The 25,460-nt window shown below is 69.5% G+C and carries 19 protein-coding genes and 6 pseudogenes; 11 read left to right on the top strand and 14 right to left on the bottom strand.

The features are described 5' to 3' along the window. Positions 1-16 precede the first annotated feature (16 nt). Positions 17-418 carry a GNAT family N-acetyltransferase gene (locus ACWD4G_RS39545; RefSeq protein ID WP_451302457.1) on the bottom strand — a complete coding sequence of 134 codons (402 nt, stop codon included), beginning with the start codon at positions 416-418 and terminating at the stop codon, positions 17-19. A 252-nt stretch (positions 419-670) separates the two neighbouring features. On the opposite strand from ACWD4G_RS39545, the pseudogene ACWD4G_RS39540 reads away from it, so the two are divergent. From ACWD4G_RS39540 to ACWD4G_RS39520, 5 genes and pseudogenes are all read left to right on the top strand, one after another. Continuing rightward, positions 671-853: pseudogene (locus ACWD4G_RS39540) on the top strand (CoA-transferase); the annotation flags it as partial. Continuing rightward, positions 827-1,456 (top strand): annotated as a pseudogene (locus ACWD4G_RS39535) (3-oxoacid CoA-transferase subunit B). The pseudogenes ACWD4G_RS39540 and ACWD4G_RS39535, both read left to right, overlap by 27 nt. A 468-nt stretch (positions 1,457-1,924) precedes the next feature. Beyond that, on the top strand, positions 1,925-2,434 hold the full coding sequence (locus tag ACWD4G_RS39530) for an ATP-binding cassette domain-containing protein (protein WP_451302447.1): 510 nt from the start codon (positions 1,925-1,927) through the stop codon (positions 2,432-2,434). Continuing rightward, entirely contained in the window at positions 2,340-2,822 is a 483-nt protein-coding gene (locus ACWD4G_RS39525; protein WP_451302445.1) for an ATP-binding cassette domain-containing protein, read from the top strand. Before ACWD4G_RS39530 ends, ACWD4G_RS39525 begins: the two co-directional genes overlap by 95 nt. Beyond that, a complete protein-coding gene (locus ACWD4G_RS39520; protein ID WP_451302443.1) occupies positions 2,743-3,270 on the top strand; it encodes an SMI1/KNR4 family protein in 528 nt (175 codons plus the stop codon). Before ACWD4G_RS39525 ends, ACWD4G_RS39520 begins: the two co-directional genes overlap by 80 nt. A 189-nt stretch (positions 3,271-3,459) precedes the next feature. Here the strand turns inward: ACWD4G_RS39520 and ACWD4G_RS39515 are convergent, their stop codons facing one another. Together ACWD4G_RS39515 and ACWD4G_RS39510 are read right to left on the bottom strand one after the other, a co-directional pair. Continuing rightward, positions 3,460-3,996, bottom strand: a complete 537-nt coding sequence (locus tag ACWD4G_RS39515; protein ID WP_451302441.1) for a hypothetical protein — start codon at positions 3,994-3,996, stop codon at positions 3,460-3,462. A gap of 646 nt (positions 3,997-4,642) precedes the next feature. Beyond that, positions 4,643-5,448: pseudogene (locus ACWD4G_RS39510) on the bottom strand (oxidoreductase). Positions 5,449-5,511: 63 nt separating this feature from the next. On the opposite strand from ACWD4G_RS39510, the pseudogene ACWD4G_RS39505 reads away from it, so the two are divergent. Continuing rightward, positions 5,512-5,893, top strand: a pseudogene (locus ACWD4G_RS39505) (winged helix-turn-helix transcriptional regulator). 1,043 nt (positions 5,894-6,936) lie between these two features. On the opposite strand, the pseudogene ACWD4G_RS39500 reads toward ACWD4G_RS39505, so the two are convergent. Further along, positions 6,937-7,876: pseudogene (locus ACWD4G_RS39500) on the bottom strand (mobilization protein); the annotation flags it as partial. Positions 7,877-8,037: 161 nt separating this feature from the next. Here ACWD4G_RS39500 and ACWD4G_RS39495 point away from each other — a divergent pair. Further along, entirely contained in the window at positions 8,038-8,559 is a 522-nt protein-coding gene (locus tag ACWD4G_RS39495; protein ID WP_451302439.1) for a hypothetical protein, read from the top strand. 160 nt (positions 8,560-8,719) lie between these two features. On the opposite strand, the gene adh is transcribed toward ACWD4G_RS39495, so the two are convergent. From adh to xylB, 5 genes and pseudogenes are all read right to left on the bottom strand, one after another. After that, a complete protein-coding gene (gene adh, locus ACWD4G_RS39490) occupies positions 8,720-10,243 on the bottom strand; it encodes an aldehyde dehydrogenase (protein WP_451302437.1) in 1,524 nt (507 codons plus the stop codon). Between the two features lie 200 nt (positions 10,244-10,443). Beyond that, the gene (locus tag ACWD4G_RS39485) at positions 10,444-11,721 is read right to left on the bottom strand and encodes a GAF domain-containing protein (protein ID WP_451302435.1); all 1,278 of its coding nucleotides are present in this window, start codon (positions 11,719-11,721) and stop codon (positions 10,444-10,446) included. 181 nt (positions 11,722-11,902) lie between these two features. Next, a pseudogene (locus ACWD4G_RS39480) lies at positions 11,903-12,501 on the bottom strand (N-acetylmuramoyl-L-alanine amidase). Positions 12,502-12,717: 216 nt separating this feature from the next. After that, positions 12,718-13,926, bottom strand: coding sequence for an ROK family protein (locus ACWD4G_RS39475; protein ID WP_451302433.1), 1,209 nt, complete (start codon positions 13,924-13,926; stop codon positions 12,718-12,720). A gap of 159 nt (positions 13,927-14,085) precedes the next feature. Next, positions 14,086-15,531: a xylulokinase gene (gene xylB / locus ACWD4G_RS39470; RefSeq protein WP_451302431.1), complete on the bottom strand. Its 1,446-nt coding sequence runs from the start codon at positions 15,529-15,531 to the stop codon at positions 14,086-14,088. Between the two features lie 144 nt (positions 15,532-15,675). Between xylB and xylA the strand changes: the two genes are divergently transcribed. Beyond that, positions 15,676-16,842: a xylose isomerase gene (gene xylA, locus ACWD4G_RS39465; protein ID WP_451302429.1), complete on the top strand. Its 1,167-nt coding sequence runs from the start codon at positions 15,676-15,678 to the stop codon at positions 16,840-16,842. Between the two features lie 544 nt (positions 16,843-17,386). Continuing rightward, on the top strand, positions 17,387-17,641 hold the full coding sequence (locus tag ACWD4G_RS39460; protein WP_451302455.1) for a hypothetical protein: 255 nt from the start codon (positions 17,387-17,389) through the stop codon (positions 17,639-17,641). Positions 17,642-17,766: 125 nt separating this feature from the next. Here ACWD4G_RS39460 and ACWD4G_RS39455 read toward each other — a convergent pair whose 3' ends face one another. Together ACWD4G_RS39455 and ACWD4G_RS39450 are read right to left on the bottom strand one after the other, a co-directional pair. Continuing rightward, positions 17,767-19,038: an SWIM zinc finger family protein gene (locus tag ACWD4G_RS39455; protein WP_451302427.1), complete on the bottom strand. Its 1,272-nt coding sequence runs from the start codon at positions 19,036-19,038 to the stop codon at positions 17,767-17,769. Then, positions 19,035-21,887, bottom strand: a complete 2,853-nt coding sequence (locus tag ACWD4G_RS39450) for a DEAD/DEAH box helicase (protein ID WP_451302425.1) — start codon at positions 21,885-21,887, stop codon at positions 19,035-19,037. The genes ACWD4G_RS39455 and ACWD4G_RS39450 overlap by 4 nt, the downstream gene beginning before the upstream one ends. 221 nt (positions 21,888-22,108) lie before the next feature. Here ACWD4G_RS39450 and ACWD4G_RS39445 point away from each other — a divergent pair, with 221 nt between their 5' ends. Then, entirely contained in the window at positions 22,109-22,321 is a 213-nt protein-coding gene (locus tag ACWD4G_RS39445; protein WP_451302423.1) for a hypothetical protein, read from the top strand. Positions 22,322-22,407: 86 nt separating this feature from the next. Here ACWD4G_RS39445 and ACWD4G_RS39440 read toward each other — a convergent pair whose 3' ends face one another. The 3 genes from ACWD4G_RS39440 to ACWD4G_RS39430 form a co-directional block, all read right to left on the bottom strand. Then, positions 22,408-23,277 (bottom strand): hypothetical protein, encoded by an 870-nt coding sequence (locus ACWD4G_RS39440; protein ID WP_451302421.1) that lies wholly within the window; start codon positions 23,275-23,277, stop codon positions 22,408-22,410. 158 nt (positions 23,278-23,435) lie between these two features. Continuing rightward, on the bottom strand, positions 23,436-23,732 hold the full coding sequence (locus ACWD4G_RS39435; protein ID WP_451302419.1) for a hypothetical protein: 297 nt from the start codon (positions 23,730-23,732) through the stop codon (positions 23,436-23,438). A 157-nt stretch (positions 23,733-23,889) separates the two neighbouring features. Next, entirely contained in the window at positions 23,890-24,498 is a 609-nt protein-coding gene (locus ACWD4G_RS39430) for a class I SAM-dependent methyltransferase (RefSeq protein WP_451302417.1), read from the bottom strand. Positions 24,499-24,640: 142 nt separating this feature from the next. Here ACWD4G_RS39430 and ACWD4G_RS39425 point away from each other — a divergent pair, with 142 nt between their 5' ends. Beyond that, complete coding sequence (locus tag ACWD4G_RS39425) at positions 24,641-25,417, top strand: MHYT domain-containing protein (protein WP_451302415.1); 777 nt, start codon at positions 24,641-24,643, stop codon at positions 25,415-25,417. The last annotated feature ends 43 nt before the right edge of the window (positions 25,418-25,460 follow it).

The raw sequence follows: 25,460 nt of genomic DNA, 5'->3' as shown, positions 1-25,460 counted from the left end.
AGCAGGCACCGATCGCCTACGAGCAGCAGTCAGCTACCCTGACACTCGCCGCATAGCGACACGAACAGGTGTCCACCCCTCCGGGACAAGGCCCGACCTTGCGACCCCGGGAGCGAGGCGCGACGGAGTATCCCGCTGTAGCCCGGCCTGCGGCGACGGATGCGAGGTACAGACCGGCCGTCCCGAGCGCCTCATCGGTGTCCTTGTCCGCCACGCAGAAGGAGTAGCCAACCCTGGTGCGGAGATGGCTGATCTGCCGCTCGATGTATGCGAGGGCCTCCTGGCGGCTGGCGTTGCCAGGCAGCGAGCCGGTCTTGGGCACGTATGCATCGGTCGACAGATCCATGAGCATGCCCACATCGCGTTCCTCAAAGGCCCGGAGGCACACGTTCCCGAATGACGGAGCGGCGGTCGGCATCACAAGCTGGGCAAGACTCACACAAGCAATCTTCCCGCACTTGGTTCGCCGTTCCATAACGGCACCCCGTGGGGCGCCCTTGTCGGCGACTCCTGGACCGCACCCAGGGGAGCCGACGGACGTCAACAAGTTGACGACATCACCTTTTCAGTGTGCCGTCACCGTTGCTGCTTCTCATCAACATTCGATGTCCCGGACCCGCTGACCGTTGTCCAAAGTCACCTACAAGCGTTCTCGGTTTTTACCTATGCAGCCAACCACGGCGACGACCGCGGCAACCTGGTCTTCCGCCGCGCCGCGGGCAACTTCAACGCACTTGCAACCATGGCCGGACGGATCACGATCGCCGAGGTCGAAGAACTCGTCGAGCCGGGAACCATTCCGCCCGAAGCGGTCCACCTCCCCGGCATCTTCGTCAACTTCGGCATCGGGCTGCCCACCCTCATCCCCAACCACCTTCCTCCCGGCGTCCACGTCGTCTCCACAGCGAGAACGGCATCCTGGGAACCGGCCCCTACCCCGCCGAAACCGACATCGACCCCGACCTCATCAACGCCGGCAAGGAGACCTCACCACTTTCCCCCGCGCCGCCTTCTTCGGCTCCGCCCTCTCCTTCGGCATGATCCGCGGCGGTCACATCGACCTCCCCGTTCTCGGAGCCATGTAGGTCTCCCAGAACGGCGACCTCGCCAACGGGACCATCCCCGGCAAGAGGGGGAAGGGCATGGGCGGCGCCATTGACCTCGTACACGGAGCGCGCAAAGTCATCGCCCTCACCGACCACAACGCCAATGACGGCACTCCCAAGATCGTTGCGGAGTGCACCCTGCCACTGACCGGATTGGCTTGCGTCCAGCGCATCATCACCGACCTCTCCGTCATCGACGTCACCCCGGACGGCCTGGTTCTCCCCGAACTCGCCCCGGACGTCAGCCCGAAGAGGCCCGCCGCCGTACACAAGCCGATCTGCACACTCCAGCAACGATTCGTCCGGGTAGGGCTTTAGCCGGGGGAGCCGAAGCATCCAGTTGCCGATGAGCAAGTAGCGCTGGCCACAGATCGAGGGGATTCACCGCCATGCCCTTGGCGACCGTATGCACCACACTCGCCGGCCGCGCCTGGACCAGCTCGATGAACACCTTCGGCGAGCCGTAAGTGTCTCCGGATCGCTGGAAGATCTCCTCGATCCCCTCCGCCAAGTGCTGTCGGCGCACCTCCCGCGTGGTCGGTTCACGATCGCGCCACTTGTAGAACCAGGACTCGGACACGCCCAGGGCCCGGCAGCCGATGCGGTGCGGAATCTTCTGTCGGCCTTGCAGCTGTTGATCACCCTGACCGCCACGGCCGGGCCTTCCTCAGCTACTTCACCCAGAAAAAGGGGAATCCCCCGATGGCGAGGCCTCCTTCCGGACGTCGACGACGAGGTCGTCTCGGGTCTCCTTGAGCCGGGGTTTCCGTATATCCACCGATGGTAGGGAGTGCCCCTGAGCCGCAAGCCTTGGCGGCATGTCTGACTCGGAAGTCCAAGGTCTCAGTGTGCCCGGCTCTCCATACCGGAGAAGCGCGGCCGCAGGAGCGTGCTGGTTTCCTGCCGAAGGCCTCAAGCACATGGCCACAGCGCGGCGGCGATCAGCGACGCCCTGTGTCCTCTCGGCCGACGTCGGGCTGGGACGTGCCGGAACGGGTCACGTCCCGCGGAAGCGTGGCGCGATGACCGACCGTGCCGCCGGCGGGATACGGGCCGTCGAACTGACCAAGAGATTCGGCGATGTCCACCCCCTGAACGGCTTGAACCTGGAGGTTCCTCCGGGCAAGGTGCTGGGACCGCTGGGCCAGAACGGCGCGGGCAACACCACGACCGTGAACATCCTGACGACGTTGGTGAGACCCGACGGCGGGGCCGCCTGGGGGCGGCCACAACATGGCTCGCCAGGCACGCCGGGTCCGCCGGTGCATCGGCGTCTCCGGTCAGGAGACCGCCGTCGAACCGCTGCTCACCGGGGCGGAGAACCTTGAGATGTTCGGTCGGCTGTGCCACCTCGGCCGGACGGAGGCGCGCCGCAGGGCGTCGGAACTTCTGGACACGTTCGGCCTCACCGAGGTGGCCGGACGACCGGCGAAGCCGTACTCGGGTGGCATGCGGCGCCGTCTCGACCTCGCCATCAGTCTGATCAACAGTCCCGTGGTGCTGTTCCTCGACGAACCCACCACCGGACTCGATCCGCGAAGCCGCGCCGCCACCTGGGATCTCGTGAGGAAGCTGGTGGCCTCGGGAACCATGCTGCTGCTCACCACGCAGGTTCAGGATGTGTCACGCTGTTCGCGTGACGCCGAACGAAGATCGCCAGTTTCCCGCCGCGCTCGCCGCCGCCATGGCGGTCCGATTCGACTACGCCAGCGGTGACGGTGTCGACTTCGAACCCTTCGCGGCCTTCCTGTCTGCCGATGAGACAACCGACTGGTTCCGAGCGTGGACCGGCAACGGCGAGTTGAATGGCGACGAATTCCGTGTGTTCGGCCAGGACGGAACCGGGGGATATGCCGCGTTCTGGCTGTTCCGCCCAGGCCAGGCACTGGTCGAGCAGCCTGTCGTCTTCCTTGGCTCCGAGGGGGAGACCGGCGTCGTCGCACGCAACTTGGGCGCCTTCTTGTGGCTGCTGGCCGACGGCTTCGGCCCTCGGGAGGCAGCCACCTCGTACGAGCCCGACTGGGTTGCACACCCTAATCGTGAACTGACAGTCATCGCACAGGAATTCGCGCCTGACCACTGTGAACCGGCAGTTTCCGTGATCAAACAGGCCACAAGAGAGTTCCCCGACTTCGACGACACCATCATGGAGCTCTGTCGCTGAACCCGATGACCCGAGACCAGGGTCGAATCGGGCCAGAGCGCCTCACCGCGGTCCAGATGTCTGGTGCTCGACGCCGGCGTGCGGCACGGAGCCGATTGGCCTCGGAAGCCTGTAGCCCGTCGTAGTTCAGCTCGCGCTGTACGTCGTGCGCTGGAGTTCCCAAGCGGCGCCGCCGAAACGACACCCGCCTTACTCTGCCGGGAAGAGTCGCAGTTTCGCGGTGTCTCCCACGATGGCGATAACGGAGATGGACAGCTCGTTGACGGTGGAGGGCCCGCCCTGGTCGGGGCGCTGCCCGAGCAGGTTGGAGGTGAATCCGCTCGCGTCCACCGAGGTCAGGTCCACGCCCTCGGCGCCGACGGCGGTCACCGTGAACGGTCCCGCCCGAAGGCCATCGGCGCGCGGGATCTCGGTGCCCTTCGTCACGACGACCGTGCAGCTTCCGTCCGCACATGCCCGCAGCTCGGCCGGAGTCGACGGCTTCATCGGCTTCACCGCGGTCGGCGACGGCGATGAGGAGGGCTTCGTGGGCGCTGGCGAGGCGGGCGACGGTTCGGCCGAACGCGAGGGTGCGGCTGACGTGGGCGCCTCCGTGTCGCCGCCCGAGTCGGAGCCGCAGCCGGTCAGCGCGGCGGCGAGGGCCAGAGCGCAGGCGGCTCCCGCTGAGCCGCGCGCGGCAGACAGCCTGGTCCTCCGGCTGCGGGCCGGTGATTCCGATGTGTTCATGGCGCCGTTTTATACGCGGGTGCCCGGGAGGGGTCCCGCACGCCTGTCACTCCGTGCGACTGGGTTTGTTTTCAAGCAGGCCCGAAGCGATTGGATTTGATGTCCCCTGAGGGCTGTGGAGCGGCGATACACCGAAGATCCCGGCAGAGAGTCCATGGCGCGCGCCAGGTGAGGTGCTGGTAGGCCATGGCTTCAAGCGCCCGCTGCGGCCCGCGGCACGAGTGCTTCGCCCGTGGCTCAGCCGCCTTGGTGGTCTCCTGCCGCCGCACATGTCCGCAGCCGATGCCGCGGTAGCGTTGGATCGTGATGTGAAGGATGGCCGGTGACTTCGAGCCCAAGCTCGTGAAGGCGGCGGAACGTAGCCATGCCAGCGTGGGCGAAGCCGGCCTCAGAGGTGGCGTGCAGCGTCGAGGTCTTCCGGATGGGCTTGGTATAGGAGCCCCTCGGGAACCTTGAGGCCTACCTGGCGCAGACGCGGGGCGAGTTGCCACCGCCGGTGTGCACAAGTTCCTGACAGTTGATGATCTGAAGTCGACAGGTCAGGGTGAATCGTTCCGTTTCGGCTCCGGGCGCGCGAGGGCGACCGGCGCCGAGACTTGAACGGTGGCTTCGGGAGGGGCTTATGGGCCGTTCAACTCTGGGGCATTCAGCGGCCGATGTCGTTTAGCTTGGTCAAGTCCTCATGAAAGAGGGAGAGTCCGGCGCCGACGATGTTCTCGCACAGGTGCGCCGTCGATGACGTGCCGGGGATGAGCAGGATGTTCGGTGATCGCTGCAGCAGCCAGGCCAGTGCGACGGACATCTGTGTCGCCTTCGTTCGAGCGGCGACGGCCGAGAGCGCCGAGGACTGGAGCGCCGAGGACTGGAGCGGGGTGAAGCCCCCTAGAGGGAAGAGGGGCACGTACGCGACGCGGTCGGTGGCGAGCCGGTCGATGAGCTTGTCGTCGTGGCGGTGGGCGAGGTTGTACGTGTTCTGCACGCAGACGATCGGCGCGATGCTCTGCGCCTCGGTGACCTGCTCCTCGGTGGCGTTGCTGACCCCGAGGTGGCGGATCAGGCCCTGCTGCTGGAGTTCGACGAGGGTCTCGAACGCCTCGGCGAGCGAGCCGGACCGGGGGCCTTCGGCGTTGCCGAGTCGGAGGTTGACCAGATCGAGTACGTCGAGCCGGAGGGACCTGAGGTTGTCGTGGACTTGCCGACGCAGATCTTCGGGTCGCCGGGCCGTGGGCCAGCCACCCTGTTCGTCGCGGTCGCGCCCACCTTGGTCACGATGTGCAGCGACTCGGGATAGGGGTGCAGTGCCTCGCGGATCAACTCGTTGGTGATCCGCGGCCCGTAGGCGTCCCTGGTGTCGATGTGGGTGACGCCGAGGTCGACCGCTTCCCGCAGAACGTTCAGGGCAGCCTCGTGATCGGCCGGCGGTCCCATCACCGAGGGGCCGGCCAGTTGCATGGCTCCGTAGCCGAACCGGATGACGGTCAGGTCGCCCAGAGTCCATGTGCCGCCGGGGCGTTCCTGGCAGGGTGTCCCAGCCGGCAGCTGCTCGACCGGATCTCGGACAAGTGGGTGTCGTCCTGGTCCTGTGTGCGCTGGGCGGCGACAACAGCCCTGGCCAGCCCGGTGCAGCGCACACAGACGCTCCAAGGCGATGCGTTACTCCGAGATCTCTCGTCTTCTGGCCGGGGTCAGCCAGAAGATGCTGACCCAGACGCTACGGTCGCTGGAGCGTGATGGTCTGCTCACCCGCACCGTGACGCCAACCGTCCCCGTCTCCTACGAGCTGACCGACCTCGGCGTCTCGCTCCACCACATGACGCGCGGGCTCAGGAACTGGGCGCAGACACACATGGCCGGGGTCCTCGCACACCGCGAGAACCACGACGCTCACACGTCCTGATCGAACCGCCCTACAGCTCCATATCTGCGGAGCTACACCCTCAACTGCGAAGAGCCGGAGAAGCGTTCGTTTCCCCAGACCCTAAACTGAGTCCACCGCAATCAGCTGACCTGGGTGAACTTACTTCGATGTCAAACGACGGTGGCGAAGGTACGTGGTGAACGGGGGTTCCGGGCGTGCCCGGCCCATCACGGAGTCTTAAGGCGGGGGCGTCACAGCTGTACCAGGCCTGGGCCAAACCCGCCCTGACAGGGCCCCGCTTCCTAACCCCGCTCGGGCCAGCCACAAGGCGCAGGTTCTTGCAGCCGTTCTGATCTGCCGCACAGCCTAAGCAGCTGGTGGCCGAAGCTATCGGGTAGCGGGGGCGCCACCGGTTCGGTCTGTGCCGTATCAGAAGTCACTAGTAGAGTGTCAGGGAAACAACGACCAGAAGCCCCGCTCTCCCATCGGTGACCGCCGACGGACTCTGAGAGCGAGGCCCCTGGCCTTGGTGGTGTGAGCCCCTACTGATTGCTCAGTTGGGGCTCACTCTTTTCAGGACCACGGCCGCCATTGGTAGATCAGCGCGCTCACGACGATTACGTCGCAGGCCGCGGAGACCCTCTCCGAGGAGATGTGCGGTTGTACGTGTTCCTGCCACCGGTCCGTCAGCCAACGCTTCAAGACCGGCTCCCTTCTGCCCTGAGGGCCCGTGGTGCGGGGTGGCGCCCCGCGCCGCTGAGGTCACAGTCCGCGCCCCAGCTGGCAGGTGCGGATCGTGAACCCCGAAGGGATGCATGAACTTTAACTGTCTGGGGGGCGCACGGGTGCGCGCATCGAGGGGCGCAAGGGCGCACGCGACGCACAACTGAGCAGTTTTCATGCGCTGGTCAGGTCTGTCCGGCGCATCATGGTTGGGCTTATGCCCCGTATCGCGGTGGTGGCGACGGTGCCGTGGAAGATGTAGGCCCTCTCGTCGTAACAGGTGGCGACGGCTCGGCAGTTCTTGAGCGGGTTGATGTTCCTCTCGATCTGGACGCCCTACTCCTCAGTCGCACCCGTCCCTGACGGACCCCTTGTCGCCGTGGGGGCCGCCGGTCGACATGGCGCGTGGCCTGGTCTGCGCGACGCGTGTTGGTGTCCATGTCACTGGTGTCGGCGGGCAGGTGCGCGCTGCGGCGCAGTCGCCACACGAGGACGTCGCTGATGGAGTCGGCGGTGTCGAGTTCGCGTCGTCCGGCGGCGTCGGCCAGGAGGGTGGTTGGGTTGTGGCCGGCGGTTTCGGCGTCGGCGAGGATGGCGACGAATGCGTACCAGCCGGGCTCGGCGAGGATGTGCTCGGAGAGGTGCGGCAGTGCCTGGTGCAGCATCGCTGTCTGCCGTCGCATGAGTGGGTGGCTGAGGCGCCGGCCGCGCTGGTGAAGGCGGGCGAGCGGTGGGGTGGCAGCCGACTGGTAGGCGGCGCACAGGTGTTCGGCGGTTAGATGGGCGGCAGCGGCCTGCGGGCGTGGCCATTGCGGGCGTGCCAGTGGGCGGCGGCGGTGATGAGGAAGAGCAACATGTCGATCGCCATTGCGGTCGTCGCGCCGTCCTCGCCACGGCCGAGGGCAGGACCACTGTGGACGAGGTCACGGGCGGCTTGAGGCAGTGCCCGGTTGTGTCCGCGTGCGGCGCGGATGTGGGAACGGGATGCCCGCTCGAACGCGAAGGCGGCCTCGCGCAGTTCGCGGCGAGTGTGGGCGGCGGACGTCTTCGCCAGCGCATCCAGTACCTCCCCGGCCGAGGCGACGTGCGCGGCGACGTTGGCGTCGTCGCCGCCTCGATCACGAGCAACGCCTGCCATGCTGCCGAGGCCGTGCGCCGCCGGGCCGCCGCTCGTTCGCCCGACGCCGTACCAGGCGGCGTATCGGCCGGTGCGGGGTCCTGGTCGTCGTGGTTGTCGCTGGACCAGTGTTCCCGGATTGGGGGCAGGGACAGGTCGGGAGCGAGGCGTGCGCCAGGGAAAGAGCCAGTTGAGGAATGGCGGCAGGCGCTGGACTGGATGAAGCGGAACTCTCTGCCCGTCAGCGCTCTCGCGGAAGCCGATGTGCTCCGACGGCCACTGGACGCCCTGTGCCTCTAGCTGGACGGCAAAGAGGCTGCGGTCAAGACGGCACGGCGCAAGCGTGCTGCGTTCAACGAAGTCCTCAACTGGCGTCGTCACCGCAGATAAAGAGTGGACGGACGGCGGCTCGGTGCGCGAGGTGTACTCCCTCAAGCGCCGGGCGGCTACCGCGACCCGGCCTGTGCCCATCCCGCCGCAGTTCGTACGTATGCTCCGTGCGCGCCTCGAACGCTTCGGCGTGGCGCCTGACGGCCGACTGTTCCGGAAACCAGGCCGGCAACTACGTGGACGCAGCTGCATATGGCACAACGTGGGCGCGGGCACGGAAGTACCTCCTCGTACGGAAGTCGCCTCCAAGCTGGCCAAGCGGCTCTACGATCTCCGGCACGCCGGGGTCTCGTTCTGGCTGTACTCCGGTGTGGACCCCGCCGAGTGCTCTCGTCGCGCGGGCCAGAGCATTGAGGTCCTCTTCCGCCACTACGCCAAGTTCCTGGACGGCGTGCGAGAGCAGGCCAACCGGCTCATCGAGCAGTCCATGCAGGAGTGGGACCGCGTTAGCCAGGGTGCGGAGTCTGAGGAGTGAGTCGGGGTTTGGTCCGTGACTGGTCCGGAAGTACTGGTCAGGAGCGGGACAGTGGTGGGATGAACTGGGAGTTATGACGCAAGTCGGTCCTTGCCCCGGATGGGTCGAGAGGAAGGCGCCTGACGGGTAAAAGCTCAGGTCAGGCGCCTTTTTCGTGCCTCTAGAAGAAGCCCAGCTTCTTCGGCGAATACGACACCAGAAGGTTCTTCGTCTGCTGGTAGTGGTCCAGCATCATCTTGTGGGTCTCGCGGCCGATACCCGAACCCTTGTAGCCGCCGAACGCGGCGTGGGCCGGGTACGCGTGGTAGCAGTTCGTCCAGACGCGGCCCGCCTGGATGGAACGGCCAGCGCGATAGGCGGTGTTGGCGTCCCGCGTCCACACCCCCGCGCCCAGGCCGTACAACGTGTCATTGGCCGTTTTGATCGCGTCGTCGAAGTCGTTGAACGACGTCACCGACACGACCGGCCCGAAGATCTCCTCCTGGAAGATCCGCATCCGGTTGTCGCCCTCGAAGATCGTCGGCTGGACGTAGTAGCCGCCCTTCAACTCGCCATCATGCTCGATGCGTTCCCCACCGGTGAGCACCTTGGCACCCTCCTGACGACCGATGTCCAGGTACGACAGGATCTTCTCCAACTGGTCGTTGGACGCCTGCGCCCCGATCATCGTCTCGGTGTCCAGCGGATGCCCGGTCTTGATCTGCTCGGTACGCGCGACAGCCGCCTCCATGAACTCCGCGTAGTGCCCGCGCTGCACCAGCGCCCGCGAGGGGCACGTGCACACCTCGCCCTGGTTGAGCGCGAACATCGTGAACCCTTCCAGCGCCTTGTCCCGGAAGTCGTCGTTCGCCGACCACACGTCGTCGAAGAAGATGTTCGGCGACTTGCCCCCGAGCTCCAACGTCACCGGCGTGATGTTCTCCGACGCGTACTGCATGATCAGACGCCCGGTCGTCGTCTCACCCGTGAACGCCACCTTCGCCACCCGCGAACTCGACGCCAGCGGCTTGCCCGCCTCGACCCCGAACCCGTTGACGATGTTCACGACCCCGGGCGGCAGCAGATCCGCGACCAGGCTCAACCACACATGGATCGACGCCGGCGTCTGCTCGGCCGGCTTCAGCACTACCGCGTTGCCCGCAGCCAGCGCGGGCGCCAGCTTCCATGTGGCCATCAGGATGGGGAAGTTCCACGGAATGATCTGCGCGACCACACCGAGCGGCTCATGGAAGTGATACGCCACCGTGTCGTCGTCCAGCTCCGCGAGCGAACCCTCCTGTGCACGGATCGCCCCCGCGAAGTACCTGAAGTGGTCGATTGCGAGAGGGATGTCGGCGGCCAGCGTCTCCCGCACGGGCTTGCCGTTCTCCCAACTCTCCGCGACCGCCAGCTTCTCCAGGTTCGCCTCCATCCGATCGGCGATCTTCCGAAGGATCTCCGCACGCTCGGTCACCGACGTGCGACCCCACCCGGGCGCGGTCGCGTGCGCCGCGTCCAACGCCCGCTCCACGTCCTCGCTCGTGCCCCGCGCGATCTCCGTGAACGGCAACCCGTTCACCGGAGACGGGTTCTCGAAGTACCGCCCCCGCGCCGGCGGTACGTACTCACCCCCGATGAAGTGGTCATACCGCGCCTCGTAGGAGACGACCGCGCCATCCGTACCGGGCGCTGCGAAACGGGTCATGAGATACCTGCCTCCCAAGAAGCGCCACCCGCCATTGGGCGGCTCTCGCCAGAACGCTAGAAACCCAGGGGTTGCAACGACGTTGCGCGGAGGCCCACCCCCGCCTCCCTGCCCACTGCCTTCGACCGAACAGACAGCAACCCCCGCCGGGTTGCCCGCAGTCGGCGACGTTTACGCCCCTCCCGGCCGACCGCGCTCTGTCACAACCGTCGCCCGAGTGACCAACCCTCCGGCGCCGCCAATTCCATCTCCAACTCGTCGAGCCGTGCCCGCACGGCCGCCGTCGGTCGTACGGCCGCGAGTGCCCGCCACACGTCCAGGTCGTCCTCACCCCACGGCGCGTGCGCCCAGTCCGCCAGCAGATCGGGGTCGCGCCGGGCTATGAGGGCGGTGCGCAGGCCGTCGGCGAGTCGATGCCGCAGTCGTACGACCGCCGGCGCCTGCGAACCCGGCAACAGGGGACCCCCGTACGGCGCCACGGCCGACGTGACCGCACCCGTCTCCAACCTCCTCTCCACCACCGCCACATCCGACTCCACCGCGACCATCAGCCGATACGGACGCGATCCCAGCAGACCCGGCCCGAGCAGTCTGCGCAGCCGCGCAACCTCCGCCCGCAGCGTCACCGGAGTCACCGACTCGTCCTCGTACAGCGCGCACAGCAACTCGTCTCCGGACAGCCCCTCCGGGTGCCGGGCCAGCAGCACCAGGATCTCGCTGTGCCGTCGGCTGAGTCTGACCTTCCGCCCACCGACGAGGAGTTGGGCCTCGTCACGGCCGAGAGCGGTCAGTTCGAGCGCGTCGGTGGCGGGGACGGACGGGGCGAGCAGTGCCAGCTGCGATTCCGCGGCCCGTGCCACCGCCTGGACGAAGCCGAGGCTGTGCGGATGCGCCAGCCGGTCGCCTCCGGTGATGTCGATCGCGCCCAACACCAGCCCGGTGCGCGGATCGTGCACCGGCGCCGCCGCACACGTCCACGGCTGGACCCGCCGTATGAAGTGCTCGGCGGCGAACACCTGCACCGGCCGGTCCACAGCGACCGCCGTCCCCGGAGCGTTCGTGCCGACCTCCGACTCCGCCCAGCGTGCGCCCGGCACGAAGTTCATCCGGTCCGCCCGCCGTCTGGTGGCCGCGTCCCCCTCCACCCACAGCAACCTGCCCTGCGCGTCGCACACCGCCAGCAGATGCTCGCCGTCCGCCGCGAATGTGCCCAGCAGCTCCCGGACCAACGGCATCACCCGGGCCAACGGATGCTCCGCGCGGTAGGTGCCGAGGTCGCCATCCGTCAGCTCCACCCGGGCCTGGCCCTCCGGTCCGACACCGGCCCTGGCCGACCGCCGCCATGAATCGGCCACCACGGAACGCACCGGTCGCCCCACCGTGCCTCGCTGGGTGAACGCCTCATGGGCCCGGCGCAGCACGCGTACCCGCTCGACAGGGTCGGCTCCCGGCTCCAGAGCCACCCAAGGATCGGTCAACTCGGCCTCCCCGAAACGCTTCCCTTCCGTGGCACGGACCATCGTTATCGCCGGACACACGCCCCGACAAGGCGCGCGACGCCGCCCGTGACCCTCCTGGGCCGTCTGTCTCCCGTTCAGACGGCTCCCGGCAACAGCCCACACCCCCTCTCGGACGGCCTTCGACTGCCGTCCCCTCATCTCAGACGGCGTTGACCAGCCGTATGTACCGGTCCCAGTCCCAGTGCGGCCCGGGATCGGTGTGGTCGGTGCCCGGTACCTCGTAGTGGCCGATGATGTGGGCCCGGTCCTTGGGCATGCCGTATCTCTCGCAGATCCCCGCGGTCAGTGCCGCCGACCGCTCGTACATCGCGGCCGTGAAGTACTCGGGTCGGTCCACCCAGCCCTCGTGCTCGATCCCGATGCTGCGGACGTTGTGGTCCCAGTCGCCCGCGTGCCAGGCGATGTCGCGTTCACGGACGCACTGGGTGATCCGCCCGTCGGCCGACTGGAGGACGTAGTGCGCGGAGACCTGCTTCGCCGGGTTCCAGAACACGGGCAGGGTGTTCTTGTACGTCGTCTGGGTCACATGGATGATCACCAGGTCGATCGGGTGGCTGGTCGGGCGGTCGGCCGCCGTGTAGTTGGCCGGGCTCGCCGGTTCCACCGGGAGTTCGGGTGGTCGACGGGCGGTGGATGGGCGCCGGCCCGGGGGCTCGGGAGCAGCGCGTAGGGGATGGCGGCCAGGGCGGTGCCCTGCAGCAGGCGCCTCCTGCTCGGTGACGACATGCCTCGTTCCATGGGGATCTGCCTTCCGTGGTGGTGTGGTCGTGATCGGGCCTCGCGTGAATCACGGTACGGCGGTCGGCGATCAGCCGTCGGAGCGCACGGAAATCGGTGGAAAAGCGGGTCGTTGTGGATAACTTCGTCACCCGCACGAGGGACAGGGCTCGGGCAGACCTGTGCAGGAGGGCTCTCATCGACCTGTGCACAAGACTCTCGTGGACCTGTGCGGGGTCAGGGCCGGACCCCGAGCGTCGCCGGATCGTCCAGCACGCCCCGCACCACCGAATGCGCCGCCCCCAGCAGCGGCCCCTCGGAGCCCAGCCGTGACACGGTCACCGCACAGGCGGGCCCCGCCGTGCGTCGGGCCAACTCCCCTTCCAGCGAAGGAAGCAACCAGGGCGCGAGAGCGGCCAGCGCGCCTCCGAGCACCACGGTCTCGGGGTCCAGCAGATTGACCGCGCCGGTCAGCGCGATACCGAGTGCGGTACCTGCGCCGCGCAGCGCCCGTCGTACGTCCTCGTCACCGGCGGCGGCATGCTCGGCGAGCAACTCGACGCCGTCCTCGCCGGGTTCCATTCCGGCCGCCCGCAGAACGGCCTCCTCACCGGCGTACTGCTCCAGACAGCCACGCCCACCGCAGGCGCAGTCGGGACCCTCCGGCCACACCGGCACATGGCCCAACTCCCCGGCGAAACCCCGTGTCCCGCGCAGCAGTCGGCCGTCCACCACCACCGCGCCGCCGATACCGATCTCCCCGGAGACATGGAGGAAGTCCGACGGCGTGCCCTCGCCGAGCCAGAGTTCGGCGAGACCGCCGAAGTTGGCCTCGTTGTCCACGGTCACGGGCAGATCGACCGGCAGCAGGGCGCCGAGGTCGATGTCGTGCCAGCCGAGGTTGGGCGCGCGCACCACGGTCCGCGCGTCGCCCGCCACCAGACCGGGCACGGCGACCGCAAGACCGGCGGGCCACAGGCCCCCGTCGTGCGCTTCGGCGACGACATGCCGTACGAGCCCGGTCAGTTCCTCGATGACCGGCTCGGGCGACCGGTTCCGGTTGGTGGCCTGCCGTACCGCTCGCGCCCGCACCTCGCCGCGCAGATCCACGGCGCAGACCGCGAGGTGGTCGACACCGATCTCCGCCCCGATGCCGGCGGGACCGCGTCCGCTCAGCGCGAGCGCCGAGCCGGGCCGGCCGACCCGCCCCGGACGCTCGGGGCCCAGCTCCTCCAGAAGTCCTGAGCGGATCAACTCGTCCACCAGTGTCGACACGGCCGCCCGGGTGAGACCGATCCGCGAGGCGACCGCCGCCCGTGACAGCGGTCCCTCGGCGTTGACGGTGTGCATGACCCGGGAGAGGTTCCGGCGGCGCATGCCCTGCTGGGTGTCGGGCAGACGGCGGCCGGGACCGCCCGGGTGGGGCTCGTGCAGCGGTGCGGTCATGCCTCCCCCGGCTCCCGTCGACGTGTGCTCGTGAGTGTCCTGTAGATCATGCCGGAAGCGACTTTCTCCACGTCAGACACCCCCTTGCCTCCGTCGGCCGCCCGCCCGTCCCATCTGCGTTCGGATGTCCGTTCCAGCAGCATCCGCCGGCCCGTTTCGTCAGCGCCCGCCGGGTTCGCGCTCCAGCAGCGGAGCCGCGTCGGAGAGTACCCCGGCGATCCTGGCCAGCGTCTCCTCGTCGCGCTCCACGGCCTCCAGCACCGGCCCACGCGTGGTCTCCCAGCGGCGGGCCACGGCGGCCGGGTCCTCACCGGTGAGCAGACCGGCAGCCTGCGCGGCCGCCCCCAGCGCGACCAGTTCCTTCGCCTCGGGAATCCGCACGGCACGGCCCGAAAGCCGCCGTACCGTCTCCTGCCACGCCCGACCACGCGCGCCCCCACCGATGAGCAGCAGCGGAGCCGCAGGGTCCGCGTCCTCGTCGAGCACCAGGTCGAGGGCGCCGAGCAGGGAGTGGACCGCGCCGTCGTACGCGGCCTGGAGCAGTTGTCCGCCGGTAGTGTCGTGCCGCAGCCCGTGCAGCAGGCCTGAGGCGTTCGGCAGGTTCGGGGTGCGCTCGCCGTCCAGGTAGGGGAGCAGGGCGACGCTCCCGCCGGGCTCGACGGCCTCGCGGTCCAGGTTCAGCAGAGCGGCGACGCGGTCGACGGCCTGGGTGCAGTTCAGGGTGCAGGCCAGCGGCAGCCAGTCGCCGTGCGCGTCGGCGAAGCCCGCCACCGTGCCGGTCGGGTCCGCCGGGCGCTTCTGGGACACCGCGTACACCGTGCCGGAGGTGCCGAGGCTCATCACCGGAGTGCCTGGCCGCAGCCCGAGCCCCAGCGCGGCGGCGGCGTTGTCACCGGTGCCGGGAGCGACCAGGGTGCCCTTGGAGAACGGCAGGTCATGGGCGTCGCGTACCGTTCCGGCGACCTCACCGGGGCGCACCACCCGGGGCAGGAGCGCCGGGTCCAGCCCCACATGGGCGAGGACTTCCTCGTCGTACGCCTCGGTCGCCGACGCCCACCAGCCCGTGCCCGAGGCGTCGCCCCGGTCGGTGGTGCCCTGGCCCGTCAGCCGCTCGGTGAGGTAGTCGTGGGGCAGCCGTACGGCCGCTGTCGCCCGGACCGCCTCGGGCTCGTGCTCAGCCAGCCAGGCCCACTTCGTGACCGTGAACGACGCTCCCGGAACGCTTCCGGCGCGCTCGGCCCACGCCTTGGGGCCGCCCAGCTCCTCCACCAGCCGACGGGCCTGCGGCGCCGACCGGACGTCGTTCCAAAGCATCGCGGGACGGACCGGCTCGCCCCGGTCGTCGAGGGTGACGAGACCGTGCTGCTGGCCGCCGACGGACACCGCCGCAGCCTCGCGCGCGGCCTCCCCGCACTGGCTCAGCGCCTCGCACAGCGCCTCCCACCACTGCCGCGGATCGCTCTCCCGGCCCGCGCCCGAGGACACGGTGTGCGGTGCCTGCCCGCTCGCCACCACCCGACCGGTCGACGCGTCGACGACCAGGGCCTTGGTGGACTGTGTGGACGAGTCCACACCGACGACGAGCGGACCCTCGGCTGCTGACATGGGCACTCCCTTTCACGCGGCTCATGACCGCCGTGGACGCGGCCGGCATCTCGGTCCGGCGACATCTTGTCTTCCCTCGAACGCGTCCGCATACTAATTTGTAAATCGCCATGACGAAATAGTCGGAGCGCAAGGAGCCGCGGCATGAACTACCAGCCCACCCCCGACGACAGGTTCACCTTCGGCCTGTGGACCGTCGGCTGGCAGGGGAGGGACCCGTTCGGCGACGCCACCCGGCGTGCCCTCGACCCGGCCGAGACGGTGCGGCGTCTGGCGGAACTTGGCGCCTACGGCGTCACCTTCCACGACGACGACCTGATCCCCTTCGGGTCCTCGGACAGCGAGCGCGAGGAGCACATCAAGCGCTTCCGCGCGGCCCTCGACTCCACCGGTATGACCGTGCCGATGGCCACCACCAACCTGTTCACGCACCCCGTCTTCAAGGACGGCGCGTTCACCGCCAACGACCGCGACGTACGCCGCTACGCCCTGCGCAAGACCATCCGCAACATCGACCTGGCGGTCGAGCTGGGTGCCAAGATCTACGTCGCCTGGGGCGGCCGCGAGGGTGCCGAGTCCGGCGCCGCCAAGGACGTGCGCGTCGCACTCGACCGCATGAAGGAGGCGTTCGACCTTCTGGGCGAGTACGTCACCTCGCAGGGCTACGACCTGAAGTTCGCGATCGAGCCCAAGCCGAACGAGCCGCGCGGCGACATCCTCCTGCCCACCGTCGGCCACGCCCTGTCATTCATCGAGCGACTGGAGCGCCCGGAGCTGTACGGCGTCAACCCGGAGGTCGGCCACGAGCAGATGGCCGGGCTGAACTTCCCGCACGGCATCGCCCAGGCCCTCTGGGCGGGCAAGCTCTTCCACATCGACCTCAACGGCCAGTCCGGCATCAAGTACGACCAGGACCTCCGCTTCGGCGCCGGCGACCTGCGCTCGGCTTTCTGGCTGGTCGACCTCCTGGAGAGCGCCGGTTACGCGGGCCCCAAGCACTTCGACTTCAAGCCGCCGCGCACCGAGGACTTCGACGGCGTCTGGGCGTCGGCCGCCGGCTGCATGCGCAACTACCTGATCCTCAAGGAGCGCGCGACCGCCTTCCGCGCCGACCTCGAGGTCCAGGAGGCCCTGCGTGCCGCGCGACTGGACCAGCTGGCCCAGCCCACGGCCGCCGACGGCCTCCAGGCGCTGCTCGCCGACCGCACCGCCTTCGAGGACTTCGACGCCGAAACCGCCGCCGCGCGCGGCATGGCCTTCGAGCAGCTCGACCAGCTGGCGATGGACCACCTGCTGGGCGTGCGCGGCTGATCACGCGCGCGTGGAGGCCCGTTCCGCGAAAGCGGCGACGGGCCTCCGTCATGTCCGGCCCGGTCCTGCGGGCACCGGGCGGAGTGTGGACCTCACTGACTGCGGCTTTTCCCCTTTCCCTGTCTGACCGATTCCGGCACCTTCCGTGGCCGATCCCTGACGGAATTCACCGGAATCTTGCGATCCATGGCATGAGTCCGCGTCAACTCCCGTGCAGGGCTCGCGCGATGACCGATTCGCGGGAACTCTGGTGGGTATGGGCACGCCGTCGATACCGTCGCAGCCTCCTCAACAGCCGGACGGCACACCGCCGTCGAGCGGCGGAGGATTCGGACCACCGCCAGGGGGCCACGGCCCGCCGCGCAGCGACCCCACCTGGGCGTACACACCGCCAAACGGCGGCTTCGGCCCGCCGACGCAGGGCGGTGGGACGACTCCACCGGGGCAGGGCGGCGGCCCGCAGCCTCCTGATCCGCCCGGCGGTCCTGCGCCCGGCGGTCCTCCTCCCGGCGGGCGCCGGAACCTACTGTTCATCTTGCTCGCCGTGATCGTGGCCGTGGTGGCCGTCGCCGCGGTCGTGCTGCTGGTCGGCGGAGACGAGGGCTCCCCGGACGACAAGCCTCCTGCCGAGACCGATCGAAGTAGTGGCCCCACCCCCACTCCGTCACTGAGTCTGCCGTCCGAACTGCCCAGCGAACTGCCGTCCTTGCCCTCCGGGTTTCCGACCGATCTGCCGAGCGAGTTCCCCAGCGACCTCGAATCGATCTTCCCGTCACTGGCCGCCGCGGAAGCGCCGTAATGACCCACGAGGTGCCGTAGTGACGAAGTGCCATAGGGGCGAGCGCACTCCACGCGCGCGTGGGCGGATGGCAGCGCTCACGCGCGCGTAAGGGAACCTGATCGCCCCGGTCTCCGGGCCGCCGTCTACGCGTCGGCTCCGATCGAAGCCAGTGCCGTGGCCGGGTCCTGGGCCGCCGGACCCGCGGGTGACCAACGGCCGCGTTCCCTGCGGTACGGCCACCAGCGGCCGTCATGGCCCAGCCGCAGTTGGGCCGAGCCGCCGATCACGGTCCAGCGATTGTGGGTCGAGCGCAACCGGGGTCGCTCGTCCTCGTCCCAGGCCGTCTCCAGGGCGGCACGCGTGCGTGCGAGCGCATCCGCCGCCACGCTCCACTCCTCCTCCAGTACGGCGAGTCCGGCCGCACCGCCGAGCCGCCAGGCGCGGACGGCGAGCGCCAGCCCTTCCCGGTCACGCCCGGACCCGGACGCGAGCCGGGCCTCGATGCTCGGCCTCGGCTCACCGGCGGCCAGACGCGCGGCATCCTGAGGGGGCGTCAAGTCGCTTTCCAGCGGCTGCTGTTCATGCCCGGCGCGGAGGGCCTCGGTCAACAGCCGGTGGGCCTCCCGCGCCGTCTGTGCCGCCATGAACTCAAGCGCCGCCGGGTCCACGCCGGGCGGGGGCGGGACCTCAGTGTCCAAAGAAGGCGGTAGGCCGGGCTCCAGGGGCGGCTCGGGCGGCTCCGGGAGCGGCGGCAGGATGTCCCCGGCCGCGTACGCGGCGGCGGCGTCCAGGCCGCCCTGGACGGCCTCCGGCGCCGTCTGCTCGTTCACCGTGGCAGCGACACCGCGCACCTGGAGTTCGTCCAGGAGCGCCGGCTCGGGGCGCCCCCTCAACAGCAGCAGGAGGAACGGGTCCTCGTCCAGGAGGCGGGCCACCTGGTAGCAGAGTGCCGCGGTGTGCCCGCAGTGGTCCCAGGCACCGCAGTCGCACGCGGCCTCCAGATCACCCAGCCCGGGCAGGAGTTCGATCCCGGCCGTCGCGGCGTCCTCGACCAGATGCGGCGGCATCTCCCGGTCGAGCAGCGCGGCGATGTGCCCGGACCGCTCGACGGCCATGCCCAGGAAGCGATCCCAGTGCTCCTCGGACAGCTCCTGAAGCAGGACATCGGCCCGATGGGCCGTGCCGTCCCGGTCCCGGACGACGGCGGTGACCCGCCCGGGCCGCACCGAGACGCCACCCACCGCTCCCGCGCGCGCGAGCCTGCGCCCCGCCTTCACCTGCTCCGAGTCCAACGCCGCGTCCTCCAGGGCCTTCAGCCACGCCTGACCCCACCACGTCCGCGCGAATCCCCGCCCGTGGACGGGAGCCAGAGCCGGGAAGGTGCGCTCTTCGTCATGCCCGGTGTGATCCGTCATCGTGCGCCCCCTCGCAGCTCCACCAGATCGGCCAACTCGGCGTCGGACAACTCGGTGAGCCCCGCGTCGCCGGAACCGAGCACCGCCTCGGCCAACTCCCGCTTACGGACCAGCATGTCCGCGATCCGGTCCTCGATCGTCCCCTCCGTGATCAGCCGATGCACCTGCACCGGTCGTGTCTGCCCGATGCGGTACGCCCGGTCGGTGGCCTGGGCCTCGACGGCCGGGTTCCACCAGCGGTCGTAGTGCACGACATGCTCGGCGCGCGTCAGGTTCAGTCCCGTACCGGCGGCCTTCAACGACAGCAGGAAGACCGGCACTTCGCCCCGCTGGAAGCGCTCGACCATCGCTTCGCGCTCGGGGATCGCCGTCCCACCGTGCAGAAAGGCCGTCGGCACGCCACGGGCGGCGAGATGGCGTTCCAGGAGCCGCGCCATCTGCACGTACTGGGTGAACACCAGAGCGCTCGCCCCCTCGGAGAGGATGGTGTCCAAGAGCTCGTCCAGCAGCTCCAGCTTCCCCGATCTGCCCGCGATCCTGGGGTGTTTCTCCTTGAGGAACTGCGCCGGGTGATTGCAGATCTGCTTCAACCCGGTCAGCAGCTTCATGATCAGTCCGCGCCGCTCCATGCCGTCGGCCGCCGCGATCTCCGCCATGGTCTCGCGGACCAACGCCTCGTACAGGCCGACCTGTTCCCTGCTGAGCGACACCGCGCGGTCGGTCTCCGTCTTCGGCGGGAGTTCCGGTGCGATGCCCGGGTCCGACTTGCGGCGGCGCAGCAGGAACGGCCGTACGAGCCGGGTCAGCCGCTCGGCGGCTGCGGGGTCGCCGCCGCCCTCGACGGCCTGCGCGTAACGGCTGCGGAAGGTGCCGAGCCCGCCGAGCAGGCCCGGCGTCGTCCAGTCGAGGATCGCCCACAGCTCGGACAGATTGTTCTCCACCGGCGTGCCTGTGAGCGCCACACGCGCGCGTGCGCCGATCGTGCGCAACTCCTTCGCGGTGGTCGAGTAGGGGTTCTTCACGTGCTGCGCCTCGTCCGCGACCACCATGCCCCACGGCACATCGGCGAGCCGGGGCGCGTCGAGGCGCATCGTGCCGTACGTGGTGAGGACGAACTCCCCATCGGCGAGCTCCTCCAGACCGCGTCCGGCCCCGTGGAAGCGACGCACGGGGACGCCGGGCGCGAACTTCTCGATCTCCCGCTGCCAGTTGCCCATCAGCGACGCCGGACAGACCACGAGGGTGGGTCCGGCGGACGTGCTGTCGGACTGCCGGTGCAGATGCAGGGCGATCAGAGTGATCGTCTTGCCCAGACCCATGTCGTCGGCCAGACAGCCGCCGAGCCCCAGGGAGGTCATCCGGGCCAGCCAGCCGAGTCCGCGCAACTGGTAGTCCCTGAGAGTCGCGGCGAGCCCGGACGGCTGTCCGACCGGTTCCTGACTCTCGGGGTCCGACAGGCGCTCTCGCAGCGTCGCCAGCCAGCCGGTGGGCCGTATGTCGACCATCCGGCCGTCGACCTCCGTGGAGCCCGTCAGAGCGGCGCTGAGGGCCTCGACGGGCGACACCTTGTGGTCCTGCTGGGCGTGGGCCCGACGGATCTCCTCCGGGTCGACGAGGACCCATCGGTCTCGCAGTCGCACCATCGGTCGGTTCGCCTCGGCGAGGAGATCCAGTTCCTGCCGGGTGAGTCGCTGGTCGCCCAACGCGAACCACCAGTCGAAGGCGAGCAGGGCGTCGGCGGACAACAGCGACGGCGTGTTTGACGCTGCCTTGTCAGGGCCGTCCCCGTCGTCCGGTGGGCCGATGACCGCGCGTGCCGTCAACCTGTGTGCCAGCTCCTTCGGCCAGTGCACGTCCACACCGGCGCTCGCCAACGCGCGTGCGCCCTCGCCGAGCAGTTCGGTGACCTCCTCGTCGGCGAGTTCAACGCAGTCCGGTACGGCGGCCGAGAGCAGCGGGGCGAGAGGGGGCCAGGCGCGGGCCGCGCGCCGCAACGCGAGCAGGGCGTCCATACGCGCGCGGGAGTCGAACACGTCGGCGTCGGCCCACACGCCGGATGCGTCCGCGACCAGCGTCGGGTCGCTGAAGCTGTGCATCTGGGGGACGGCCCGGAAGGTCGGCCGAGCCCCGTCCGACTCGGCCGATGCCAGCCCCAGCACCTCCACACGCAGGGACACTCGGACCCCCGCGTCGTGACCGGCGGCGACATCGGCGGCCCAGGAGCGTTGCTCGGGTACGTGCTGCGGTTCCCTCGCCGCGAACGCGGGGCCACCCGTCGCCGGCACCGCGGCGGGGGAGCGGGGCAACGAGTCGGCGACCGCGTCGAGGAACCCACGCAGCAGCCGCTCGGGGTCCGGCAGACGCAACGGCACGATGTGGTCCACAGGTACGGCGTGCGCCTCCGGCGGCATCGCGGCGGCCAGCTCACGGACTCGCTTCAGGTCCTCCACCCGTAGCGGGCCGACCCGCCAGGCGTCGTGGCCGCTCGCGGTCACACCGGGCAACAGCAGCCCCCGCGCGGTGAACTGCAGCGCCAGTAGAGCGGCAGCGCCCCAGAATGCCGTCGACCGATGGGCACCCACGGCGGCACGCGCGCGTGTGAGCACCGGCAGCGCGGCGTGCACCGGCAGCGACAGGGCCGCCACCGTCACCAGCTCGACACCCTCGTCACCGGGCAGCACGACCGCGGGCTCCTCGATGGAGCCGGGCACGACCAAGGGCGGCGCGGCGCCGTCCGGCCGCCAGAACAGCACACGGCCGGTACGAGCCGGGTCGGAGGCCGTGAAGCTGGTTTGGCAGCGGATCAGTTCGGAGACGTCGGAGAGGCTTGCCAAGAGATGCGATGGCACAGAGATCCTGTACTCCTCAAATTTGACTAGCTCAGTCAGAATGCCCGAGGGTACATCATTTCGAGCACCTGGAAGGTGTGGCTGGTGGTGACGCAGGTCACTTGGGCTGTTGTCCGACGGGGTATCTCAGGGTTGCATCCGGGGGTGACCTCAGGGTTGCGTCAGGGTCGTGGTCCGGAACCGCGGAGAGCTCGATCCCGTTTTCAGGACAGAGAGCGGCGATGGCCGCGAAGGAGGCGACGGAGATGTCGAAGAGCACGAAGATCGTCGCGGGGGGAGCGGCAATCGGGATCGTCCTGCTGATCCTGTTGCCCTTCCCCTTCTGGGTCAATCTCTTGATCGTTCTGGGGATACCCACAGCCGCGTACCTCACGCTGGACCCCTCGCAGCGGCGCAGGCTCCGCCGGGTCGGGCGCAAGGAGATCGGCCGCTGAGAGGTCACCGGCCCGTGAGCGCGGGCCGGTGACAGGGCTGGCTCACTGGACGCACCGGGGCGCAGGGTGCGCGGGGTGCGCGGGGTTCAGTTGGGACGTACCGCGATCTTGTCGAGGGACTCCAGGAGGCCGGGCAGTTCCGGGCCTCGGCCCACCGGGAGCACTTCCCCGGGCTCCTCGTCGAGGAGGACGAACGCGATGTCGTCGGTCCTGGCCACCATCGACCAGCCGGGGCCGTCGGCACGCAGGGTCCGGGCGTCGCCGGGCGCGAACGACGAGCGGACGCGTCCCAGAGGCGGCGGCGAGTCCACATACGCGCGTGCTTCCGCGAGCACACGACGGATGCCGGTACGGGCGGCGCTCTCGTCACCCCCGGTCTTGGTGTCGCCCCCGGCGGGCTCGGCGGTGTTCGCGGTTTCCGAGGGCTCGCCCGCACCCTCCTGCCCGGCGAACGCGGCGTCGTCGATCTGCTCCCGCCAGGTGCTCCACTGGAGCGCGATCTCGTCGGCTCCCAGACGCCGCTGGGCGGGGCCCCAGGTGCCGGTGTCCGGCGGGCTCAGCGGAGGTCGGTCCGAGAGCTCGGGGTCGGGATCGTGCGGTGCGGGCACCCCGGGAGCCGCGACGGCGACCGCGAGCGGCCAGCCGGGCAGTGCGGCCACGACCGAGTCCTCGTCGGGCGACAGGTCGTACTCCATGCCGCAGTCCCACGACGCGATGGCGACAGCGACCAGCGACACGTCGTCGACGACCACCGTCCAGCGGGCACCGTCGCCGTCCTGGCCCAGGACGATCCCGTAGCCGTCTGCCAGCGGTGCGAGGCCCAGCGCCGCACACGCCTCCGGATAGTCGTCGCCCAGCACGCTGGGAAAGTTCGCGGGCGTGAGCAGTACCGCCGTGAGCACATACAGTGCGTCGTCGTCCTCGGCGGCGACGGCAGCCTCATCCGTCCCGGCCATCCCGCTCTCCCATCGCTCTCGCTCGTCCGTCGGCGCACCCTAATGCGCCCGACGGGCCCTTGTCACGAGCGGGAACAGCACATGGATCTTCCGCCGCCCGGCGCGGAACCACGCTTGTTCGACCGGGCGCGGGCGAACGACCGGACGCCCTCACCCGTTCAGGCGGAGGGCAGTCCCAGCAGCGACCGCGCCACCGTCTGCGGCGACTCGTCCCGCTCACGTGCCAGCGCGATGACCGCCCGGCATGCCAGCTCACTCACCCCGAACGACAGTGCCTCGGGTGACACCCAGGTCACCGCCTCGTCGATCCGTTCCTGATCGTCCTCGGCGGAGGCCGCTATGTAGACGGCGGCCGCCTCGAACAAATTGTGTGTGCGCTTCACTTCCCGCGTAGTCCTCTCCGTGCGCGACGAAGTGCGGAATCTGTCGAAGGACTTACGGAGCCTGCCGAACATGGGCTACCTTCCCGCCGCGTCGCTCTCACGGATCGTTCGCGTCTTCCCACTCAACGTAGAGAGGGAGTTGCGGCGACAAAAGAGGGTCTACGCCGTGAAGGGCATCGAAGGGTGGATTCCGGAACCGGCGGGCGCCCTTCCCCGGGCAGGTGCGGGCTCAGAGGTCGCGCACCGCGAGTGCGAGGAAACGTGCCTCCTCGTCGACGTACGACGTCATGCGCCAGCCCGAACGGGCCAGCAAGGGACGCAGGTTCGCCTCCGCACGCAAATCATTCGGGGTGATCCGCCGCCCCTGGCGTGCCGCGAGTGCCGCTCGACCGATCGGATGGAAGAGCGCAAGGGTGCCGCCCGGCCGGACCACTCGTGCCAACTCCCGTAGATTTTCCGCCGGGTTCGGCAGATGGGCGACGAGACCGGCCGCGAACACCGCGTCCAAAGACTCCGAGCGCAACGGCAGCGCCGTCACGTCGGCCAGCAGCAACCGCCCCTCGCGGCCCCGTCCGGCCCGTACGGCCGCCTCCAGCATGGCCGGCGTCAGATCGGCCCCCAGGACCACCCCGGACGGCCCCACGGCCGCACGGAGGAGCGACAGGGCGCGTCCGGTGCCGCACCCGGCGTCCAACACCCGGTCGCCGGGGCGCAGGCCGAGCGCGGCGACCCCGAACGCGAACGCGGCCGCGTCGTCGGGGAACCGGATGTCCCAGTCGGCGGCTCGCGCGGTGAAGAACTCCTGGACGTGTCTGTGGTCGTCGCTCATGTTCCGCATGATCTCTCACCGGTGCGAGGAGATCGCCGCGCACAGGTTCTAACGTGAGGCGATCGTTCCAGCGCACATATGTGCCACATTCCACCACCTTTCGAAATGCGCCCCCTTCGTGCTCCCGTGCCCCCACTAGCGTCCCGGAGCCATGGGACACCTGGACCACACCACCTTCGGCTGGCTGACCCCCGCGCTGTCATACGTCATGGCCTGCACCGGCGCCGCTCTCGGACTGCGCTGCACCGTCCGGGCGCTCGCCGCCACCGGCAGGTCCCGTCGCAACTGGCTGATCACCGCCGCCTCCGCGATCGGCACCGGCATCTGGACGATGCACTTCGTGGCGATGCTCGGCTTCGGGGTCAGCGGCACCGAGATCCGCTACGACGTGCCGCTGACCGTGCTGAGCCTCCTCGTCGCCATGGTCGTCGTCTGCGCCGGGGTCTTCGCCGTCGGCTACGGCCGCGACCGCACCCGCGCGCTTCTCCTCGGCGGACTCACCACCGGCCTGGGCGTCGCGAGCATGCACTACCTGGGCATGGCCGCGATGCGGCTGCACGGCGACGTGACATATGACCCCGCACTCGTCGCTCTCTCCGTGGTGATCGCCGTGGCCGCGGCCACCGCGGCCCTGTGGGCGGCGCTCAACATCAGGTCACCCGTCGCGGTCGGTGTCGCCTCCCTGGTCATGGGCGGAGCCGTGAGCAGCATGCACTACACCGGCATGTGGGCGGTCGGTGTGGAGATCGCTCCGTCCGGCGAAGTCCTGCCCGGGGCCACGGCGATGCAGTTCGTCTTCCCCCTCGCAGTCGGCCTCGGGTCCTACCTCTTTCTCACCGCGGCGTTCGTCGCGCTGTCGCCGACGGCCGGGGAACGCGAGGCATCCGCTTCGGCCCAGCGGCCCGTCGACAGCGCCGTCGCCCACTAGCCACGCGCGCGTGGCGGACGTCCAGGGCCCGCACGAGACACCC

The organism is Streptomyces sp. NPDC002643, assembly GCF_053592555.1.
This window is presented reverse-complemented; position numbering and strand designations above follow the sequence as displayed.

Coding starts and splice junctions, on each gene's coding strand:
- ACWD4G_RS39545 (WP_451302457.1), bottom strand. CDS start 418: ATGCCGACCGCCGCTCCGTCATTCGGGAACGTGTGCCTCCGGGCCTTT.
- ACWD4G_RS39530 (WP_451302447.1), top strand. CDS start 1,925: ATGTCTGACTCGGAAGTCCAAGGTCTCAGTGTGCCCGGCTCTCCATAC.
- ACWD4G_RS39525 (WP_451302445.1), top strand. CDS start 2,340: ATGGCTCGCCAGGCACGCCGGGTCCGCCGGTGCATCGGCGTCTCCGGT.
- ACWD4G_RS39515 (WP_451302441.1), bottom strand. CDS start 3,996: ATGAACACATCGGAATCACCGGCCCGCAGCCGGAGGACCAGGCTGTCT.
- adh (WP_451302437.1), bottom strand. CDS start 10,243: ATGACCCGTTTCGCAGCGCCCGGTACGGATGGCGCGGTCGTCTCCTAC.
- ACWD4G_RS39475 (WP_451302433.1), bottom strand. CDS start 13,926: ATGACCGCACCGCTGCACGAGCCCCACCCGGGCGGTCCCGGCCGCCGT.
- xylB (WP_451302431.1), bottom strand. CDS start 15,531: ATGTCAGCAGCCGAGGGTCCGCTCGTCGTCGGTGTGGACTCGTCCACA.
- xylA (WP_451302429.1), top strand. CDS start 15,676: ATGAACTACCAGCCCACCCCCGACGACAGGTTCACCTTCGGCCTGTGG.
- ACWD4G_RS39455 (WP_451302427.1), bottom strand. CDS start 19,038: ATGACGGATCACACCGGGCATGACGAAGAGCGCACCTTCCCGGCTCTG.
- ACWD4G_RS39445 (WP_451302423.1), top strand. CDS start 22,109: ATGGCCGCGAAGGAGGCGACGGAGATGTCGAAGAGCACGAAGATCGTC.
- ACWD4G_RS39440 (WP_451302421.1), bottom strand. CDS start 23,277: ATGGCCGGGACGGATGAGGCTGCCGTCGCCGCCGAGGACGACGACGCA.
- ACWD4G_RS39435 (WP_451302419.1), bottom strand. CDS start 23,732: ATGTTCGGCAGGCTCCGTAAGTCCTTCGACAGATTCCGCACTTCGTCG.
- ACWD4G_RS39430 (WP_451302417.1), bottom strand. CDS start 24,498: ATGCGGAACATGAGCGACGACCACAGACACGTCCAGGAGTTCTTCACC.
- ACWD4G_RS39425 (WP_451302415.1), top strand. CDS start 24,641: ATGGGACACCTGGACCACACCACCTTCGGCTGGCTGACCCCCGCGCTG.